The 21,168-nt window shown below is 40.2% G+C and carries 20 protein-coding genes; all 20 read left to right on the top strand.

Annotation, left to right across the window (positions count from 1 at the left end; all coding sequences use genetic code 11):
• The first annotated feature begins 7 nt into the window (after positions 1-7).
• A complete protein-coding gene (locus EP1_RS06765; protein ID WP_067625533.1) occupies positions 8-613 on the top strand; it encodes an HAD-IA family hydrolase in 606 nt (201 codons plus the stop codon).
• A gap of 101 nt (positions 614-714) precedes the next feature.
• Positions 715-1,098, top strand: coding sequence for a DUF1149 family protein (locus EP1_RS06760; protein ID WP_067625530.1), 384 nt, complete (start codon positions 715-717; stop codon positions 1,096-1,098).
• A gap of 240 nt (positions 1,099-1,338) precedes the next feature.
• On the top strand, positions 1,339-2,727 hold the full coding sequence (locus EP1_RS06755; RefSeq protein WP_067625525.1) for an L-cystine transporter: 1,389 nt from the start codon (positions 1,339-1,341) through the stop codon (positions 2,725-2,727).
• A 209-nt stretch (positions 2,728-2,936) separates the two neighbouring features.
• On the top strand, positions 2,937-3,308 hold the full coding sequence (locus EP1_RS06750; RefSeq protein WP_067625522.1) for a VOC family protein: 372 nt from the start codon (positions 2,937-2,939) through the stop codon (positions 3,306-3,308).
• A gap of 29 nt (positions 3,309-3,337) precedes the next feature.
• Entirely contained in the window at positions 3,338-4,066 is a 729-nt protein-coding gene (locus tag EP1_RS06745; protein ID WP_067625519.1) for a metallophosphoesterase family protein, read from the top strand.
• Positions 4,067-4,189: 123 nt separating this feature from the next.
• Positions 4,190-5,089, top strand: coding sequence for a DMT family transporter (locus EP1_RS06740; RefSeq protein ID WP_067625516.1), 900 nt, complete (start codon positions 4,190-4,192; stop codon positions 5,087-5,089).
• Between the two features lie 117 nt (positions 5,090-5,206).
• The gene (locus tag EP1_RS06735) at positions 5,207-7,387 is read left to right on the top strand and encodes a Tex family protein (protein WP_067625513.1); all 2,181 of its coding nucleotides are present in this window, start codon (positions 5,207-5,209) and stop codon (positions 7,385-7,387) included.
• A complete protein-coding gene (locus tag EP1_RS06730) occupies positions 7,380-7,829 on the top strand; it encodes a SprT family protein (protein ID WP_067625734.1) in 450 nt (149 codons plus the stop codon). The genes EP1_RS06735 and EP1_RS06730 overlap by 8 nt, the downstream gene beginning before the upstream one ends.
• A gap of 101 nt (positions 7,830-7,930) precedes the next feature.
• Positions 7,931-9,265 (top strand): UDP-N-acetylmuramate--L-alanine ligase, encoded by a 1,335-nt coding sequence (gene murC, locus EP1_RS06725; protein ID WP_067625508.1) that lies wholly within the window; start codon positions 7,931-7,933, stop codon positions 9,263-9,265.
• A 143-nt stretch (positions 9,266-9,408) separates the two neighbouring features.
• Entirely contained in the window at positions 9,409-9,888 is a 480-nt protein-coding gene (locus EP1_RS06720; RefSeq protein ID WP_067625505.1) for a MaoC family dehydratase, read from the top strand.
• Complete coding sequence (locus tag EP1_RS06715; protein ID WP_067625501.1) at positions 9,881-10,564, top strand: Bax inhibitor-1/YccA family protein; 684 nt, start codon at positions 9,881-9,883, stop codon at positions 10,562-10,564. The genes EP1_RS06720 and EP1_RS06715 overlap by 8 nt, the downstream gene beginning before the upstream one ends.
• Before the next feature lie 224 nt (positions 10,565-10,788).
• Positions 10,789-13,428, top strand: coding sequence for a DNA polymerase I (gene polA / locus EP1_RS06710; protein ID WP_067625496.1), 2,640 nt, complete (start codon positions 10,789-10,791; stop codon positions 13,426-13,428).
• Between the two features lie 109 nt (positions 13,429-13,537).
• On the top strand, positions 13,538-14,371 hold the full coding sequence (mutM, locus tag EP1_RS06705) for a DNA-formamidopyrimidine glycosylase (RefSeq protein WP_067625493.1): 834 nt from the start codon (positions 13,538-13,540) through the stop codon (positions 14,369-14,371).
• Positions 14,372-14,373: 2 nt separating this feature from the next.
• Positions 14,374-14,973 carry a dephospho-CoA kinase gene (coaE, locus tag EP1_RS06700; RefSeq protein ID WP_067625490.1) on the top strand — a complete coding sequence of 200 codons (600 nt, stop codon included), beginning with the start codon at positions 14,374-14,376 and terminating at the stop codon, positions 14,971-14,973.
• Between the two features lie 174 nt (positions 14,974-15,147).
• Positions 15,148-15,621 carry a transcriptional regulator NrdR gene (nrdR, locus tag EP1_RS06695; protein WP_067625486.1) on the top strand — a complete coding sequence of 158 codons (474 nt, stop codon included), beginning with the start codon at positions 15,148-15,150 and terminating at the stop codon, positions 15,619-15,621.
• A gap of 104 nt (positions 15,622-15,725) precedes the next feature.
• Positions 15,726-17,039: a replication initiation and membrane attachment family protein gene (locus EP1_RS06690; RefSeq protein WP_067625482.1), complete on the top strand. Its 1,314-nt coding sequence runs from the start codon at positions 15,726-15,728 to the stop codon at positions 17,037-17,039.
• A complete protein-coding gene (gene dnaI / locus EP1_RS06685) occupies positions 17,039-17,965 on the top strand; it encodes a primosomal protein DnaI (protein WP_067625479.1) in 927 nt (308 codons plus the stop codon). Before EP1_RS06690 ends, dnaI begins: the two co-directional genes overlap by 1 nt.
• 117 nt (positions 17,966-18,082) lie before the next feature.
• Positions 18,083-18,796 carry a tRNA (adenine(22)-N(1))-methyltransferase gene (locus tag EP1_RS06680; RefSeq protein ID WP_067625476.1) on the top strand — a complete coding sequence of 238 codons (714 nt, stop codon included), beginning with the start codon at positions 18,083-18,085 and terminating at the stop codon, positions 18,794-18,796.
• A complete protein-coding gene (locus tag EP1_RS06675; protein ID WP_067625472.1) occupies positions 18,777-19,898 on the top strand; it encodes a Nif3-like dinuclear metal center hexameric protein in 1,122 nt (373 codons plus the stop codon). The genes EP1_RS06680 and EP1_RS06675 overlap by 20 nt, the downstream gene beginning before the upstream one ends.
• A gap of 23 nt (positions 19,899-19,921) precedes the next feature.
• Positions 19,922-21,151 (top strand): peptidase T, encoded by a 1,230-nt coding sequence (gene pepT / locus EP1_RS06670; protein ID WP_067625466.1) that lies wholly within the window; start codon positions 19,922-19,924, stop codon positions 21,149-21,151.
• Positions 21,152-21,168: the final 17 nt, after the last annotated feature.

The raw sequence follows: 21,168 nt of genomic DNA, 5'->3' as shown, positions 1-21,168 counted from the left end.
AGTTATTATGAATTATATTTGGGATTTTGACGGGACCTTGTACGATACTTATCCAATCATGATGAAAGCATTGATGAAAACTTTTCAAGAGATAGGAATGGAGCCTGATCCCAAAGTGGTCTATCAAAAAATTAAGACGGAATCGATCCGCCAAATGATTATTGATTGGCGGCTGCCGGAACCAATGTTTGACCAAACTTACCATGACTATGAAGGTCAGCAAAACAAAGCTTCTGTACCATTTGCAGAAACGAAAGAAACGTTAAGTCGCTTGCAAGCAAAGGGTGGGCGGCATTTCATTTTAACGCATCGGACTGTCGATTCAACTTGGCAGATGTTAAAACGTGATGCGCTAGATCCATGGATCGAAGAAATTGTCGGCAGCGACTCGCATTATCCACGGAAGCCCGACCCAGCTGCAATTAATTATTTTATCGAAAAGTATCAGCTGGATCCGGCTCAAACCGTAATGATCGGCGATCGTAAGTTGGATATTGAAGCTGGAAATAACGCGGGAGTCAAAACCTGTTTTTTTGATTTGGATTATTTTAAGCAGGATATTCAATCCACATATTATATAAATAATTTAAAAGAATTGGTACAAATTTTTTAGCGTGAAGGCTATAATTAAGTTACAGAGTCTGTCTGGTTTTTGCGATTGGCAGGAGCAGGTAGCTCAGAAAAAAATGATGACTTTAGAGGTAGAGGTGTAAAATGAGATTAGAACGGGATAAGGAAATCGTAGAGTCATTCAATTATGGAATTCCTCCAAAAAATCAAGTAGTCGAACAAAAACTACAAATTAATTTCAGTCCATTGGAAGCAGTGGATCCAAGTTATCCGTCAGAAAATAGTATTATGGGGGTTCGAATTGAATTTGTTCTACCCTTTGAAGAATTTATTATCGGCGGGGTCTTATCACAGGTGATTCATGTAATCGGTCGGCAAGTCACCAAGCAAACGGACTTGACTGAGGCTGAAGCTAACGAGATGATTCAACCGCTTTTACGACTGATTGAACGAATGGTTTATGAGATTACTGAGATCACATTAGATAAGCCGGGCGTTAAAATCAATTTTTCTTCCAAAACAATTTAGTTTCTTTTATCCAGCAGAACTATTTTTGCTGGATTTTTTTGTAAATTTGTCAATGAAAATTTTTATGTAACAGTGCAAAATATAAGACAGATTATTTTATCTAGGTTATAATCAACGAGTCACTAAAATAGGAAGGGCGCTGTCCTGTTTTAGGGTAGGCTATTGAAGAATAGCTACCGGGAACCTTTACTTCCTTTGACAGACTTGTCATTATAGAAAGTTATTTTAAGGAGGAATACAATGACAACTCTGTTCACTGTATTAGTGATTTTAGTATTCGTTGCATTGCTTGTGGCTTTCTATCAGATGCAAAAAAGACATGTGAAATTTTCTAATCGAGTCTTTGCTGGATTAGGTGCCGGGATCGTTTTTGGCGGGATTTTACAACTGCTTTTAGGCAATGATAGCAAGGTCATTTCTCAAGCGATGGACTGGATCGGAATCGTTGGTAATGGTTATATTTCATTATTACAAATGTTGGTTATGCCTTTAGTCTTTATTTCAATTGTTGGTGCGTTTACTAAGATGAAATCCAGTAAAAAACTTGGTAAAATCAGTGCCAATGTTTTAGTTACCTTATTAGCCACTACGGCGATTGCTGCTTTAATCGGGATCGTAGCGGTCATGGTTTTCGGTCTTGATGGAGCCACCTTCACTAAAGGAGCGGCAGAAACAGCTAGAATCAAAGAACTGGCAGAACGTCAGACAATGGTTCAAAACTTTTCAATTCCGCAACAAATTTTATCTTTTATTCCTACGAATGTCTTCGCTGACTTCGCGGGCACACGTCCAACCAGTACGATTGGTGTGGTCATCTTTGCAGCTTTTGTTGGAATAGCCTTTTTAGGGGTAAGACGCAAAGCGCCTAAAGAAGCAGAATTTTTCGCAAATTTAATTGAAAGTCTTTATAAAATCGTGATGCGCATCGTGACATTAGTCTTACGTTTAACACCATACGGCGTGTTCGCTTTAATGACCAATGTGTTAGCGACGAGTGATTTCGAAGCAATTGTAAACTTAGGTAAATTTATTTTGGCCTCTTACAGCGCATTGATTGCTGTATTATTGGTTCATTCATTAATTCTTCTAGGAGTCAGAGTGAATCCAATCACTTTCTTCAAGAAGGCTTTTCCGGCATTAAGTTTTGCCTTTACCTCACGTTCAAGTGCGGGAACTTTGCCAATGAACATTGAAACCCAAACAAAAGCTTTAGGTGTCGATGAAGCAACGGCTAATTTTGCTGGAAGTTTTGGTATTTCGATCGGTCAAAACGGTTGTGCCGGTGTCTATCCAGCAATGCTTGCTACGATCGTCGCACCAACTGTCGGAGTAAATGTTTTTGATCTTAAGTTTATCGTGATGTTGATTGCGATCGTTACGATTAGTTCATTTGGAGTTGCCGGTGTCGGTGGTGGAGCAACGTTTGCTTCATTGATCGTGTTAGGTGCCATGAATTTACCGGTTGCCATCGTTGGTTTAGTCATCTCAGTTGAACCTTTGATCGATATGGCTCGTACAGCAGTCAATGTCAGCGGCAGTATGGTTGCAGGTGTTGTAACCAGTGAACGGATCCATGAACTGGATCGTGAAATCTTGCAAGATGAAAATGCTTCAATTGAAGCAAATTAATTCGTAACAAAGGGCTTGGTTTAGCGCAACCAAGTCTTTTTTGTTGCTTTTAGGCACAAAAGGTTTGCTATCAGGAAGTTTTGGCTTGTTTAAGTAGTTGGATTTCTAGTAAAATTATTGGGAACGTCAAGGCGAGTTGGCTTTTAATATGTTCGTCTTTGCTATATGATTGGATAGAATAACGTGATAAAAAATTGGGAGTGAATGAATTGTTCAATGAACAAGTAAAAGTAATTTTATATGCGAATGATGTTAAAAAGGCAAGTGAATTTTGGCAAAGTCTAGGTTTTGTCGAAATTAGTTTTGAAGAACTAGATGGTTCACAAGTGGCGGAAGTCGCAATGAGTGAACAAAGCACCACTCATTTAGTGATCTATGATCGAGCATTTATTGAAAAGAACAATGACGAAGTTACAGAGCCTTCACCCGCATTGATATTTGGCAGTGATGATGTCATGGGGCTGTATAAAAAATTGCAGACGGTCGCGGTTCAATTAGGTGATTTAACTCAAATCGGTGAGGAAATGGTATTTAATTTTGTTGATGCCGATGGAAATTATTTCGTTGTTTCTGGTAAGTAGCAGGCCCTTTGTTGAAAGGAGTGCTGAAGATGGAGCAAGTGTTTGTAGTTGGCGATGTTCACGGGGAGTACGATTTATTTCAGGAAATTTTAAAAAGCTTTAAGCCGGATCAGCAACAATTGATTCTGATTGGTGATTTAAATGATCGTGGTCCGAAGAGCAAGGATTGCTGGTTACTGGGCATGGAGCTTGTAGAAAAATATCAGGCCGTGTATCTGCGGGGCAATCACGAGCAATATTTTTTAGAGTTTATGGAAAGTCCAGAAGATTGGTTTCCCAGCTATCTCTATAATGGTGGAAAAGAAACGCTGGAAAGTCTCTTGCATCAAGGGGCAACGGAGGAATATTCGCCAACAGAAATCGCGATGCTGATCCGTAGCCGTTATAAAAAAATGTTGGCTTTTTTAGCTGAACGGCCTTTTTATTGTGAGTGGGGCGATTACCTGTTTGTTCACGCGGGGGTCGATCTGACTAAAGACTGGCAGAAAACGTCTGCACATGACTTTTTATGGATTCGTGAACCGTTTCATGCAGGGAAAAATACGACGGGCAAGACCATCGTCTTTGGACATACCATTACCCCGATGCTTTATGGAGATATGCAGACAACTGCGTTATGGCAATCCGATGGGAAAATCGGCATTGATGGTGGAGCGGTTTTTGGCGGCAGTCTCCATGGAGTCGTTTTTGATAGAAACGGAATCGTTCAAGATTATGAAGTTCAGAATCATAAGGGGCCTTGGCGTCCGGATTTTTAAACGTCCTTGCGGATCGTTCTAAAAAAGTGGAGTTCCTTTTAAACTTCACTTTTTTGGCTTGCTTAGAAAAGCAGGAACTGGCATAGTGTTAGAAGAATGACTACCGTTAAGAAAGGAGCTACGATGTCAGATACCATAAAAGGCCATTTATCCGCTAGTTTAACCGTTGTGATCTGGGCCTTAACATTTATTTCAACGAAAGTACTATTAAAAGACTTTTTACCGATAGAAATTCTTTTTATCCGCTTTTTAATTGGCTTATTAATTTTATCGGCAGTGTCGCGCAAGCGAATCAAATTCAACGGTTGGCACGAAGAAAAATATTATATAATTGCCGGCCTGTTTGGTGTTTTTCTTTATTATTATTTGGAGAATGTCGCGTTGACTTTTACTTTGGCGATGAATGTCGGCATCATTGGCTCGGTTAGTCCTTTCATGACGGCATTGCTCAGCCGCTTTGTATTAAGGCAAGGCAAAATCCCACTAGTTTTTGTTTTGGGCTTTATTTGTTCAATGATTGGGATCACGCTGATTAGTTTTTCCGGAGCTTTGAATGTAAATCCATTGGGGGATGGCTTGGCGGTAATTGCAACAGTCTGCTGGGCCGCGTATTCATTGATCGTCAAAAAGATCAGCGATTTTGGTCAAGGAACGATTAACATGACGCAACGTATCTTTTTCTACGGCTTATTATGGATGATGCCGGTTTTATTTTTTAGTGTCGATCACTTTGATATCACGCGTCTTACGCAAATCGAAAATCTGGCTAATCTTTTATTTTTAGGGGTAGGAGCCTCGGCACTTTGTTTTGTGACTTGGAATTTTTCAGTTAAAGTCCTTGGGGCCGTTCGAGCAGCTATTTATATTTATACGATTCCGATGTTGACCACGTTAGCTTCGGTTTTGATTTTAAACGAAAAACTGACACTTAAAAGTTTTTGTGGAATCTTATTAACATTAACGGGCCTAATCTTATCGGAAGTGCCTAATCTTTTGCAACAAAGGAAAAAAGTTAAGCAATAAAAACGAGGAGGTGTGCCAAGACTTTTGTCATGCCTCCTCGTTTAATTTACTTACGGAAGCAATCTTTTTTGAAGTGTGATAAAATAGATAAGATTTTGGATGAAATGAGGAATGGAAATGGCAGACAGTTTAAACCAAGAAATCATTCAACTGCTGAATAAAGAATTGACAGAGTATCGTCCTCAGCAGATCAATGTTGTATTAAATTTATTGAGTGAAGGCAATACCGTGCCTTTTATTGCTCGTTATCGTAAAGAAATGACCGGTACCCTGGATGAAGTCCAGATTCGTGAAATTGAAGACCGATACAACTATTTAGAAAATTTAGAAAAACGTAAGCAAGAAGTCTTGCGTCTAATTGATGAACAAGGAAAATTAACGGAGGAATTGGCTCAAAAAATCCAACAAGCAGTGAAAGTTCAAAAGGTCGAGGATCTTTATCGACCATATAAACAAAAGCGGCGGACCAAAGCAACGATCGCCAAAGAAAATGGGTTAGAACCATTAGCTGAGTATTTATTGAGTTTCCCCTCAACAGGTGATGTTTATGCCAAAGCGGCTGAGTATATTAATGAAGCGATTGTAAATGCAGAAGCGGCACTACAAGGCGCCCATGAGATCGTGGCAGAACAAATCAGTGACAATCCAGATTTTCGGACGTGGATTCGCACCTTTACTAGAAACAAAGGAGTATATCAAAGCAAGGTTAAAAATGCCGAAAAAGATGAAAAAGGCGTTTACGAAATGTATTATGATTTTGCTGAGCCCATCAATAAAATGGTCTCTCACCGGGTGCTGGCCTCTAACCGCGGTGAAAAGGAAGAAATCTTAAAAGTGGCGATCGTCGTAGAAGAAGCGAAAATCTTTGATTACTTAGAACGTCAATTAGTGGAAAATACTCGATCTATCACGACCGAGTTTGTTCGTGAAGCTTATAAAGATAGTTACAAACGTTTTATTGGTCCAGCCATCGAGCGTGAGATTCGCAATGAATTGACGGAAGAAGCTGACGAGCAAGCAATCAACATTTTTGGCGAAAATTTACGGAACTTGCTACTACAACCACCGTTAAAAGGGAAAGTTGTTTTAGGTTTTGACCCGGCTTATCGGACGGGCTGTAAATTAGCAGTTGTTGATGAAACCGGAAAAGTTTTGGCAATCGAAGTCATCTATCCGCATAAACCTGCGGCTCAAGCCAAACGTCAAGCGGCGGGCCCGGCTTTCCAGACATTAATTAAAAAATATGGCGTGGAAATGGTCGCAATCGGAAATGGAACCGCCAGTCGCGAGTCAGAATTATTCGTAGCTGAGCAGCTAAAACAGCTGACACAAGAAGTTTTTTATGTGATCGTCAACGAAGCAGGAGCTTCTGTTTATTCTGCCAGTGATATCGCGCGTGGGGAATTTCCTGATTTGCAGGTGGAAGAACGTAGCGCCGTCAGCATCGCGCGTCGCCTTCAGGACCCATTAGCTGAGTTGGTCAAGATCGATCCCAAAGCCGTGGGTGTCGGACAATATCAGCATGACGTTGCTCAAAAGCGTTTGTCAGAACAGCTAGATTTTGTTGTTGAAACGGCAGTCAATCAAGTCGGAGTGAATGTCAACACCGCAAGTCCTCAGTTGTTACAATATGCTTCCGGTTTAAACAAGACGACAGCTCAAAATATCGTTAATTATCGCGAAGAAAATGGCGCTTTTACGTCACGTCCACAATTGAAAAAAGTTCCGCGTTTAGGACCTAAAGCCTATGAGCAAGCAATTGGTTTCTTACGGATACCGGAAGCCAAAAATATTTTAGACACTACCGCGATTCACCCAGAAAGCTATGGGAGTGCCAAGGAGATTCTTGCACTAGCTGGTGTTGCGTTGCAATCGTTAGGGACACCAGAAGCAACTGAAAAAATTGAAGCTTTACAAATAGCTGATTTGCAAAAACAACTTGAGATTGGTAAAGAAACCATCAAAGACATTTTGCAAGCTTTACTTCAGCCTGGTCGTGATATGCGGGATGAGATGCCGGCACCATTACTTCGGCAAGATGTACTGACGATGGAAGATTTACAGCCGGGGATGGAATTACAAGGAACGGTTCGCAACGTAATTGATTTTGGTGCCTTTGTTGATATCGGAGTCAAACAAGATGGTCTGGTCCATATTTCTAAGCTGAGTAAAAAATTTGTTAAACACCCCACAGATGTTGTCTCTGTCGGTGATGTCGTGACTGTTTGGGTCGAAGGAGTCGATGTGAAAAAGGGTCGAATCAGCTTGACGATGGTTCAAAGTGATCAAAATGACTAACCAAGAATTGCAAGCGCTGGTGGAAAAGATTTCGCAAGAGTCTTTTCGCCGGCCCTTTTGTCATCAAGCTACCTTCAATCAACGACTAAAAACCACCGGTGGTAGGTATCATTTGAAAACTCATGACTTGGATTTTAATCCATTAGTAGTCGAAAAATACGATGAAACTGAATTAATCAAAGTCATTAAACATGAGCTGTGTCATTACCACCTACATCTGGCTGGTCGTGGTTATCAGCATAAAGATCTGGAGTTTAAGCAGTTATTAAAGCAAACGGGTGGATCACGCTATGCGCCTCCGTTGGCGACAAGAAACTATCAAGTTTATCAATGTCAAAAATGTCACTGCGAAATCAAACGCCGCCAGAAAATCAATACCGAACGTTTTGCTTGTGGAAGTTGTCAAGGAACATTGAAATTTTTGAAGACAATTGAAGTTTGAATGGATCAAAATAGTTGAGAGAATAAAAGATTGCTATTTTTGCGGTTATATATGATAATGTGAATCGCAAACAATTTTGTACATATGAGGAAGAGGATTATATGAATAATAAAGACACACTTTATCATTTCGTTGGAATTAAAGGCTCAGGTATGAGCTCATTAGCTTTAGTCTTACATGAAAAAGGCTTTGATGTGCAAGGTTCTGACGTCGAAAAATATTTTTTCACCCAACGTGATTTAGAAAAAGCTGGCATTACGATTCTGCCATTTAGTAAAGACAATATTAAAGAGGGCATGACAATTATCCAAGGAAATGCCTTTCCTGATACGCATGAAGAAATTGCTCGGGCCAAAGAATTAGGCCTGGAAATTGTTCGCTATCATGATTTTATCGGACAATTTATCCAACCGTACACGAGTATTGCGGTGACTGGTTCCCACGGAAAAACCAGTACAACCGGTTTGTTGGCGCACGTTTTAAATGGTTTGGCCCCAACCAGTTATTTGATTGGTGATGGAACAGGGCATGGCGTCCCTGATGCAACCTTCTTTGCTTTTGAAGCTTGCGAATACCAACGCCATTTCTTAGCTTATGCACCAGACTATTCAATTATGACCAATATTGACTTTGACCACCCTGATTACTTCAAGAGTATTGAAGATGTTTTTGATGCCTTTCAAACATTGGCTTCACAAGTAAAAAAAGGGATCTTTGCCTATGGTGATGACGAATACTTACGTAAATTAAAAGCCGATGTGCCGATTTATTATTATGGGTTATCAGAAAATGATGATATCCAAGCGCGCAATATTGTTCGAACAACGAGTGGCTCAGCTTTTGATGTCTATCATGAAGACAAGTTCATTGGACGTTTTTCTGTACCGTCATTCGGTAAACACAATATTTTAAATGCGTTATCGGTAATTGCAGTTGCTTACTTTGAAGATTTAGATATGGATCAAGTCAAAGAAGAGATGCTGACTTTCTCTGGGGTGAAACGTCGTTTTACAGAGAAAAAAGTGGCCGATATGATTATCGTGGATGATTATGCTCACCATCCGGCAGAAATCAAAGCAACGATCGATGCTGCGCGTCAAAAATATCCAGAAAAAGAATTGATTGCCGTTTTCCAACCCCATACCTTTACGCGGACGATCGCTTTAATGGATGAATTTGCAGAAGCATTGGATCGCGCTGATAAGGTTTATTTATGTGACATTTTCTCTTCCGCTCGTGAAACAGCAGGAGACGTTAAAATCGAAGATCTAGGGGCTAAGATTCAAAAAGGTGGACAAGTTATCAAAGAAGAAAACATGTCGCCTTTATTGGACCATGAAAATGCCGTTGTCATCTTTATGGGTGCCGGTGATGTCCAAAAATTTGAACGAGCATACGAAGATTTATTAAGCAATACGACACGCAGCGTATTGTAATTATAAAGAAGGGTTCAGACAGAATTTGTCCGAGCCCTTCTTTTACAATTCAAAACAAACTAAAAAAATATTCGATCAGGGAGACAAACTTGTGTTTTACTAGCTTTCTGCTAAAATAATGGGTAGTACAAAATACGGAGGGAATGAATTTGTATAATATGAAAGCTCGGAAGATAGGCAAAACGATTGACGAAATCGAGGAAGGCGACTCGTTATCGTTAACGGAATCGATTGAAGATAACCAGATTCTTTTATACTTAGGTTTGACAAATGATGCCAATCCTTTGTATATCCAACACGATTATGCGAAAGAAACTGAGTATGAGCAACCGCTTGTACCATCGGTTATGCTGATGGGGATCATTACAAGTGCGATTTCCAAACATTTACCAGGACCGGGTTCTCACGTGGTGAATTTCTCAATCAATTTTATTGATCCTGTTTTTCACTATGAAACATTAACTTTTGAATTTGAAGTCATCAAAGTAGATAAAATGAAAGATGTCGTGACTATTTCTGTGGAAGCAATCAAAGCGACGGATAACGAAGAAAAACGTATTTTAGACGCTGTGGTGATGGTTAAACCGCCGCAGACGCACATAGGAGAGGATTTAAATGAATAATCAAGCAACGCAGGTTGGTGGACTGAATCGTTTCTATGGCAAGATTTATGCCTTTCTGGCTTTAGGGATTGGTATCAGTGCAGTTATTTCGTATTTGTCATTAAACGTTTGGCAGACGCAAGTTGCCAATTTTATAAATAATTTCCCGTTAGGTTTTTGGGGGATTTGGATTGCGGAGATCGCATTAGTGATTTTCTTAGGAATCAAGGCTCAAAAGAATCCTACTTTAGCTATCGGTGGATTTATTGTTTACTCGGCTTTAAACGGCTTAACACTAGCCGTTACCTTGGCAATGTATGACCTAGGAACAGTGACCCAAGCCTTTGTGACTGCTTCGGCAACATTTTTAGTGATGTCATTGGTCGGGACTTTTACTAAGCGTGATTTAAGTGGGATCGGACGTGCAGCACTAAGCTGTTTATTAGGAATTATCATCGCCATGCTATTGAATGTTTTCCTGTTACACAGTGGCGCCGTGGATTTCTTTATTTCAATTTTAATGGTTGTGATCATGTCAGGGATTACAGCTTACGATAATCAAATGATTCGGAAAGTTTATCTCGGTTCAAACGGCCAAGTCGGCAGCGGTGTTGCTGTCTTCATGGCTTTGCAGCTGTACTTAGACTTTATCAATTTGTTTATTTCATTCTTACGAATTTTTGGCAATAGCAAATAGAGGCGCGATGACGTCTCTATTTTTTTCGCTTTTAAGTGGAAAATCAGGTTCATTCTTTTCATTTCACTTGATACTTTGTTAAAATGAAACGTGAAGTAGCCAAGTTTGCTTAAATGAGAGTAATGATGGCTGGCAATCTTTGTTGAATTCTATAAAAAAATAGCATGATCGCTAAAAGGCAACTTTCTATAAAAATATCTTAATACGAACTAGGAGTCGAAGTCATGAGTGAGAATAAATTATTATTAGTAGACGGAAACAGTGTCGCTTTCCGTGCTTTTTTTGCCCTGCACAATTCTTTAGAGCGGTTTAAAAATAAAAATGGGCTCCATACGAATGCAATCTACGCCTTTAACAATATGTTTGAAAATGTGATGGAACGGGAAAAACCGACACACGTGTTAGTGGCGTTTGATGCTGGAAATACGACGTTTCGGACAGCAATGTATTCTGAATATAAAGGGGGGCGTTCAAAAACACCGGGTGAATTTCGTGAGCAGATGCCCTATTTGCGAGAATTGCTAGAAGGATTGGGAGTCAAACACTATGAGTTGGATAACTATGAAGCTGACGATATCATTGGGACTTTAGCCAAACGAGCGGCTGATCAAGGTTTTGAGGTCGTTGTTTTATCCGGCGATCGTGATTTGACGCAATTAACGACAGATCAGGTCAAAGTTGATATCACTGTTAAAGGAGTCAGCGAGATTGAATCTTATACGCCAGAACATGTAGCAGAGAAATATGATGGCTTGACACCAAAGCAAATCATCGACATGAAAGGCCTAGCTGGCGATACCTCTGACAATTACCCAGGCGTAACCAAGGTTGGCGAAAAAACAGCGATTAAATTATTAAAACAATTCGGCAGCGTTGAAGGTGTCTATGACCATATCGATGAATTGAAGAAAAGTAAAATGAAAGAAAACCTGATCAATGATAAAGAACAGGCCTTTTTATCAAAAGAGTTGGCGACAATTAAGTTAGATGCTCCAGTCGATATTTCTCTCGACGAATTGATCTATCAAGGAAAAGATTTAGACAAACTGATTCCCTTTTTTAAAGAGATGGACTTCAAAGGTTTTTTGAGCAAGTTGAATGTGGAAGAAGAGGAAGTCGAGCTGGAAGAAATCAACTATCAAGTTGTCAATGAATTTACTGCTGAGATGTTTAGTACGGATGCGGCTCTATACGTGGAGATGTTAGAAGATAATTACCATCTGTCAGATATCGTCGGTGTTGCTTGGGGTTCAAAAGATAAAATTTATGTCACCAATGATCTGGCTTTATTTGACAATCCAGAATTCAAAAAATGGTTAGAAAGCGCCAACGGTAAAAAAGTCTATGATGCAAAACGGACATACGTAGCATTAAATCGTTACATTACCAAAACGGAAGGAATCAACTTTGATGTTTTATTGGCGGCCTATCTATTAGATACCAATGACAACAGCAATGACATTGCGGGAGTCGCTCAATATTATGGTTATACCGAAATTCAAACCGATGAACAGGTTTATGGAAAGGGTGCTAAAAAAGGGTTACCCGAAGATGAGGGACTGTTCTTCGGGCATTTAGCCCGTAAGATCAAAGCCATCCATTTCTTAAATGATAAATTGGAAAAAGAGTTAGAAAAAAAGCAGCAAGATGATCTATTCTATCAAATGGAGCTACCACTTTCTCGGATTTTAGCTGAAATGGAGATTGCCGGAATCACCGTTAATGCCCAGACACTACAATCAATGCGGGGTGAATTTTCAAAACGTCTACAAGAGATCGAACAGAAGATTTACCAAGAAGCCGGCGAAGAGTTTAATATTAATTCACCCAAACAATTGGGCGTAATTTTATTTGAAAAAATGAAGCTACCGGTTATCAAAAAAACAAAGACGGGCTATTCAACGGCAGTCGATGTGCTAGAACAATTGCGTGAGCAGGCTCCGATCGTTGAAGATATTTTGAGCTATCGTCAAATCGCTAAAATTCAATCGACTTATGTGGAAGGATTACTAAAAGTGATTCAAAGTGACAATAAAATCCATACCCGTTATATTCAAACCTTAACGCAAACCGGTCGTTTGAGTTCAGTCGATCCCAACTTACAAAATATTCCGATTCGCTTAGAAGAAGGCCGCAAGATTCGTCAAGCTTTCGTTCCCCGAGCGGAAAATTGGTTAATCTATTCTTCGGACTATTCCCAGATTGAATTACGGGTCTTGGCCCATATTTCAGGTGATGAGCATTTGAAGCAAGCGTTCCGAGATGGGATGGATATTCATACGAGTACGGCGATGCGTGTCTTTAATGTAACAGAAGATGAAGTGACGCCGAATATGCGCCGCAATGCCAAAGCGGTTAATTTTGGGATTGTTTACGGAATTTCTGATTATGGATTGTCACAGAATTTAGGAATCAGCCGGAAAGCAGCTCAAGAATACATCGATACGTATTTTGAAAATTATCCGGATGTCAAACGTTATATGGAAGAAAGTGTTCGAGAAGCCAAAGATAAAGGGTATTCTGCTACGCTCTATAATCGTCGGCGTTATTTGCCAGACATCAATGCGCGTAATTATAATTTACGTTCATTTGCGGAACGTACGGCAATCAATACGCCAATTCAAGGAAGTGCTGCGGACATCTTAAAACTAGCAATGATCGAAATGGCCAAACGTTTAAAAGAAGAGAATTTGCAAGCAACAATGCTTTTACAAGTGCATGATGAATTGGTTTTCGAAGTGCCTGAAAGCGAATTAGCACAATTAGATCAACTAGTCAAAGAAGTCATGGAAAATACAGTTCATTTAGATGTACCTTTAGTAACGGATAGTAGCTGGGGTAAAACCTGGTATGAAGCAAAATAATATAAACGGGGTGTGGCAAGGGGATTGTCATACCCGTTTTTTCAAAGCAAAATAGACGATTGATTTTCAGCTGAAATAGCTGAGTTAAGTTAAATTAGGAGTGAAGGATATGCCGGAATTACCAGAAGTTGAAACTGTCAGAAAAGGGCTGGTTTCGTTGGTCAAAGGGAAGACAATCGCAAAAGTTGAGGTCTATTGGCCGCGTATCGTTGAATTTCCTGAAGTAGAACGTTTCCAACAACAACTAGTCGGGGAAACGCTTGAAACGGTGGATCGACGGGGAAAATATTTGATTTTTCACTTCACTCATTACGAGCTGGTTTCTCATTTGCGGATGGAAGGAAAATACGAGTTTTTCAAAGAAGCAACCCCTTTGGATAAACACAGTCACATCCGTTTTATTTTTACTGATGGCTCAGAATTGATTTATCACGATGTACGAAAATTTGGTCGAATGGCCTTATTAAAAAAAGGTACGGCTAAAAATTATAAGGGATTATTGCAACTAGGACCTGAACCAACCGAGGAAACTTTTGATTTAACAGACTTCAAGCTCCAACTGAAAAAGTCGGCTACCATGATTAAGCCATTATTGCTAAATCAAAAAGTTGTCGCCGGCCTAGGTAATATCTACGTGGATGAAGTATTGTGGTTAGCTAAAATCCATCCAGAACAACCGGCCAATACCCTAAGCAGCCAAAGGGTCCGGAAACTACGGGAAGCAATCATTGTAGTCATTGAAAAGGCCAAAGCAGCTGGCGGCACGACGATTCGAACGTATTTGAATGCTTTAGGTGAAGCGGGCCATTTTCAACAGGAATTACAAGTTTACGGTCAAACTGGTAAACCTTGTCCCCGCTGTGGGACGCCGATTATCAAGATCAAAGTTGCTCAACGGGGAACGCACCTCTGTCCCCATTGTCAAAAATTGAAGAAGGTGTAAAAATGAGTTTTGTTTTAGGAATTACTGGTGGAATCGCCAGCGGAAAATCGACAGTGGTAGCTTTTTTTAGAGCAGAAGGATTTCCAATCGTTGATGGGGATATAGTTGCTCGCCAAGTCGTTGAGCCGGGAACGGCAGGCCTGCGAGCGCTCGAAAAAAACTTTGGTTCTGAAATAATCCAGGATGACGGATATTTGGATCGTAAGAAACTAGGCGATTTGATTTTTCATGATGAAGCGAAACGACAGTTACTGAATCAGACGCTGGATGCCTTTATCCGCAATGAGATTGTCACTCAAATAGAAATAGCCAAAACGAACAGCAGCTTGGTCATCGCAGATATCCCGCTCTTATATGAAGGGCATTATGAGGGTCTGATGGATGAAGTGGCAGTCGTTTATGTTACGCCAGAAATTCAGTTGCAACGTTTGATGGCTAGAAATCATTTGACTGAAGAGGCGGCTTTAGAACGAATCAACAGCCAGCTTTCATTAGAGGAGAAGAAAAAAAGAGCGGATCTGCTGTTTGATAATTGTGGGTCGTCAGAAAGGACTCGCCAGCAAGTCCAAACTTGGTTGAAAAAAAATAAATTTGTTTCTTAAAGAATCTGCGTCGTAGTATTACGACGCTTTTTTTAGCTAGCTGGTTATGGTAAACTCATGTTATATATACAAATAAATTTTTATTGTTTACTAAATTTAAAAAAATTAGCTGATAGTTGGCTTTTCAATAGAAAAGTGTAAATGTAAAGATAGTAAGGAAGAGTAGGTGAAATTATGCGTTGTCCAAGATGTAATCATAATAATTCTCGAGTGATCGATAGTCGACAAACTGATGATGGGCGGGCAATTCGCCGTCGAAGAGAGTGTGAGAGCTGCGGTTTTCGTTTTACAACTTTTGAGCGGATCGAGGCAGCACCTTTATTAGTAGTTAAACGTAACGGTGATCGGGAAGAATTTAGTCGTGACAAAATTTTGCGGGGCTTGATTCGTTCTGCCGAAAAACGTCCGGTAGCCATGGAGCAGATGGAACAGATCGTTGATCATGTCGAAAACAGAGTCCGCAGTATGGGCGAAAATGAAGTGATGACTAGCCAAATTGGTGAATTTGTCATGGAAGATTTGATGGATGTCGATGAGATTGCTTATATTCGTTTTGCCAGTGTCTATCGCCAGTTTAAAGATATGTCAGTCTTCTTGAAGGAATTGCAAGAGATTGTTGATAAAGCGAAAACAACTGAGGAAGAATAGCAAAATGAGTTTGCCGGGCTATCAGTAAAAGAGCCGATAACTAGTCCAGCGGCTAGCGTTTTAATGAAAAGAATTGTTTAGTAAAGAAATTAGGAGGCCTATCCGTGGCAGATGAACTAAAACCCAGTACTTTTTATATGGTTTATGGTAAGCCACAACTTGATCAAAGTGAGCAAGATGCGTTGCTTTATTTATACCAGCCAATGATCGGTAGCAGTGCATTAAGTCTGTATCTGACACTCGTAAGTGATATTACTTTAGAGGGGAAAAGCCCCAGCTTGATGCATACGGATCTATTAGCGGCAATCGATACCGGTTTAATGAATTTAATCAAAGCGCGTGAGCAGCTAGAAGGTATTGGTCTACTGGAGAGCTATCAAAAAAACGATAGCGAATTAGGGCTGAGTTTGATTTATCAGCTAAGAAATCCTCTGCTGCCTGAGAAATTTTTCCAAGATCCGTTAATGGCCTACTTGTTAATGGATAAAGTAGGGAAACGGCGTTACGAGCGATTAGTCCAGCGATTTAAGCCGAAAAGTTTCGATAAGGGAACGGCTAAAAATATTACCAAACGTTTTCGAGAAGTTTATCGTTTAGACGAGCGTGCTTTTGCCAGTCAAAGTGAAATTTTAGATAAGACCCAAGAGGAATTTGCCGATAAATCTGATTTTGATTGGTCTTTATTCACACAGCAGCTGAAACGGTTCAATTTGATTTTGAGCGTGGAAGAGCGGGAAAAGCTGAAAACTTTTCAAACGCTTTATGGACTAAACGAATTGGATCTAGCCGAATATGTCGCAAAAGCGGCTGCCGGTGAAAATTCCGGGTTAAATTTCACCTACCTACGTCAACTAATTAATAAGGAAAAACGGCCTAAAACGGTCGCGGCACCGCCAGTGGATGCCGTGCCTAAAAATGCACCGGTAAATGCTGACTTTTCAGCCCAAGAGCGGGAGATTATTGAACAAAGCAAAAAAATTGCTCCAGTTACTTTTTTACGTGCGATTAAGCGAGAAAAGGGCGGCTTCGAGACCAATACCGAGGTTCGTCTGTTGGAAGAGTTGATTGGTCGGAATCTAATTCCCAAAAGTGTCATTAATATTATTATCAATTACATTTTAGTGATCCAAAATCAAGCCGTAATCAATGCGAATTACTTAAATGCGATCGCCAATGACTGGGCTCAAAAGAAAATAAACACACCAGAAGCTGCGATTGCTCATGTACGGGAAAATAATCAAAAATTAGTTCGTAAACCTCAAACAAGTCGACCAAGTTATCAAAAACGTGGAGGCCGTAAAGAGCTTTTGCCTGAACATATTAAGCAACCGCCGAAAGAAACTAAGCTCTCGCCAGAAAAAGAAGCAGAATTGAACCGCAAGCTAGCGGAATATTTAAGTAAAGAAGGTGACGATTAATGGAAGATGTAGGAAAAGAATTAAACCGAATCATTAAAAGTCGCGGGGTCGACGGTCGTTACCGCCAAATGATGGAAGAGGTTTTAGCCGATCCAGCAGTTCGTCAGTTTATTGAAGAGCATAAAGAAAAATTGACTCAAGCAGATATCGAGAAATCATTCGCAAAATTGTATGAATTTGTACAAGAAAAGAAAAAATTTCTAGCGGATGATCCAACGATGATTGCTCCAGGATATGAGCCACAATTAAGTTTAAATTTTCATTTTATCGATGTAACGTATGTTCCGACCGATGAATTACTGCGCTTAAAACGGGAAGAGGAAATTCGCAACCGCGTAAATTCTTTGGATATGCCAAAAGATATTCGGAAAGCCTCGATCCGTACATTTGAAGTGACCTCTGGTCGTAGCGAAGCGCTGGAAGCCTCGCTAGATTTTATTAATCAATATGAGGCAAACCCTAAAGCTTTTCTCAAAGCACTTTATTTAGTGGGTGATTTTGGAGTCGGTAAGACATATTTGCTTGGTGCAGTGGCCCATGAGCTGGCAGTCAAAGGTTTCCAAACGACCTTGCTGCATTTTCCAACCTTTGCCGGTGAAATGAAGCAGGCTATCTCCAATGATAAAGTTGGACCAAAACTAGATGAGGTAAAACGTTCACCTGTTTTGATGATTGATGATATCGGTGCTGATTCCATGAGTGCCTGGATTCGCGATGAAGTTTTAGGCGTTATTTTGCAATATCGGATGCAAGAGCAGCTACCAACTTTCTTTTCCTCAAACTTTAATATGGATCAACTGGAGCAGCATTTAGCCGTTACACAAAGAGGCGATGAAGAACCGCTCAAAGCCAAACGGATTATGGAACGGATTCGTTATTTAAGCAAAGAGATTTGGCTGATTGGTGAAAATCGCCGAAATGGTTAAAAAACGAAAAAATTGTTAGAAAAAAACAAACGCCCTATTAAAAAGCGCTGTCATTTAGCACTTTTTTAGGGGCGCTTTTTTTAAGTAGTGCTATAATAACTTCTAGGATGTGAAAAAATGAACGCAAAAGATTTATCTCTTCGTTTACAAAAAGCAGCGGAATATGTCCCACAAGGTGCTCGGTTGGCTGATATTGGCTCTGACCATGCCTATTTACCGGTAGCTTTGATGTTGCAAAATAAAATTTCATACGGGATTGCGGGTGAGGTAGTCATTGGTCCGTATAAATCCGCTCAAAAGCAAGTGGCAAAAAATGGTTTAGAAAATAAAATTGATGTCCGTTTAGCTGATGGACTGGAAGCCGTGGAATTAGCTGATGAAATATCTGCGATAACCATTTGTGGAATGGGCGGCGTATTAATCCGCGATATTTTACAACGAGGCAAGGAAAAAAATCGGTTATCTGGCAAAGAGCGGCTGATCTTACAGCCCAATGTCGGAGAGCGCCAATTACGTCAATGGTTATTTGTTGAAAACTATACGATCGTTGCGGAAGCAATCATCGCCGAGAATAATAAGATTTATGAGTTGATCGTTGCTGAAAAAGCATTGACTACACCAGAGTATTCAGCCAAGGATCTCTTTTTCGGACCTCAGTTAATGCAGGAAAAAAATCCGATTTTTATTGAAAAATGGCAGCACAAACTAGCCAAAAGTGAACGTATCTTAGCTAGTTTGCACCAAAGTGATCAAGACGTCGCTGAAAAAATTGAAGCAGTCACAGAGGAAATTGTATGGATCAAGGAGGTACTTGCGGATGCAGGGGAATGATTTTATCCAACGCTTTAAAGAATATTGTCCAGAATGGCTAGCTGAAGAAGGAGACCCCGTTGGCCTGCATATTGGTACGCTGAACAAGGAAGTGAAGCGTATTATGATGAGTTTAGATGTTCGACCGGCAGTGGTGGCCGAAGCGATTGCTAAGAAGATTGACTTATTGATCGTCAAGCATCCGCCGATTTTTCGACCGATTGCGCGCTTAACCACAGATGATGTTCAGACAAAGATGTATGCTGACTTAATCAAACATGACATTGCAGTTTATGCCGCTCATACCAATATGGATATTATTCCTAATGGGCTAAACGATTGGTTCTGTAAAGCATTAGGCGTTTTAGATACGGAGTATTTGATTCATACTCATACCGTGAAGATGAAAAAAATGGCCGTTTATGTGCCACAAAACGCTGCTAAGAAAATGCGGGAAGCACTGGCTCAAGCAGGCGCTGGGGAGCAAGGCCATTATCAAGCAACCTCATTTACGGTAAACGGGACAGGGCGCTTTACACCAACTGCGCAAGCAAATCCTACGATTGGTTCAGCCAATACGCCAGAGCAAGTCCAAGAAAGCAAAATCGAAGTGATTTTTCCAGAAATGAATCAGGCGGATGTGGTGGCAGCGATGTTCGCCGCACACCCGTATGAAGAGCCGGCTTATGATATTTATCAGCTAGATAATTTAGCTGAAAATTATGGGATTGGCCGTGTTGGAAATCTAAAAACGGCGATGCCAACAGAAGCATTTATCGCCAAAGTAAAAGAAGTCTTTGCTTTGGAGGGGTTGCGGGTTGTTTATCCGCAAGTAGCCAAAGAGCAGATAAAACGAGTCGCAATTTGCGGTGGTAGCGGTGAGAAATTTTACCGCAACGCTTTGGCCGCGGATGCTGACGTTTATATTACTGGAGATGTCTATTACCATACCGCTCACGATATGCAAGAGACAGGGATGCTAGTGATTGATCCAGGACACTATATTGAGTCGCTTTGTAAAGAAAAAATGGTGGCTCTATTTAATCAATGGAAAAATGAAGAAGGCTGGAACGTTGATTTCTTTGTGTCTGAGGCGTCCACCAATCCTTTTTCATTTAAATAAATAGCACTAAAGGAGAGAGTAAGATGTACGAAAATTTATTACCGCGTTTTTTACACTATGTCAAAACGGAAACTCGTTCTGATGCGACAAGTACTACAACACCTTCAACTCAAACACAAGTAGCTTTTGCTCATGAGCTGATGAAAGAGTTAGAAGAAATCGGTATGAAAGAAATTACTTATAATGAAGGTAACGGTTATGTGATCGCAACTTTGCCAAGTAATCTTGACAAAGAGGCGCGGACTATCGGATTTATCTCTCACATGGATACAGCAGATTTCAACGCTGAAGGAGTTAACCCGCAAATCGTTGAAAATTATGACGGGGAATCAACAATTAAATTAGATGCAGATGGAAAATATACCTTAAATGTTAAAGATTTTCCTAACTTAAAAAATTATACAGGGCAAACATTAATCACAACCGATGGCTCAACATTGCTAGGTTCTGATGATAAATCAGGAATTGCTGAAATTATGACAGCAATGGAATATTTGATCGCGCATCCTGAGATCAAACACGGGGAAGTTCGGGTCGGCTTTGGTCCGGATGAAGAAATTGGGATTGGTGCAGATAAATTTGATGTCAAACAATTCAATGCGGACTTCGCTTACACGATGGACGGTGGTCCAATCGGTGAATTACAATATGAAACATTCAGTGCGGCCCAAGCCGAAATCACGATGCATGGTAAAAATGTCCATCCAGGGACAGCTAAAAATACTATGATTAATGCTTTACAAATGGCAATTGATTTCCATAACCAATTACCTGAAGACGAACGTCCCGAAAAAACTGATGGCCGTCAAGGTTTCTATCACTTATTGGCTTTAGATGGAAACGTTGAAGAAGCAAAAATGACTTATATCATTCGTGATCACGATCGTGAGAAATTCGAAGCACGCAAACAAATGATCACTGACATTCAAGCAAAAATGAATAGTCAATTTGATCAAGAACGCGTAGAGATCAACATGTATGACCAATATTACAACATGGGTGAAATCATCGAAAAAGATATGAGTGTGATTGAGCTTGCTAAAGGTGCGATGGAAGAAGTCGATGTTAAACCAATCATTGAACCAATCCGTGGTGGTACCGACGGCTCTAAGATCTCATTTATGGGAATTCCTACACCAAATATTTTTGCGGGTGCAGAAAATATGCATGGTCGTTTTGAATTTGTTTCATTGCAAACAATGGAAAAAGCGGTTGACGTGATCGTGAAGATCATTGAAAACAATGCAAAATAATTTCTAATGTCTGAAAA

It is taken from the genome of Enterococcus pseudoavium NBRC 100491, assembly GCF_001544295.1.
Classification (GTDB): domain Bacteria; phylum Bacillota; class Bacilli; order Lactobacillales; family Enterococcaceae; genus Enterococcus_A; species Enterococcus_A pseudoavium.
Note: the sequence above shows the minus strand (reverse complement) of the source record. Positions and strands in the feature narration are given on the sequence as shown.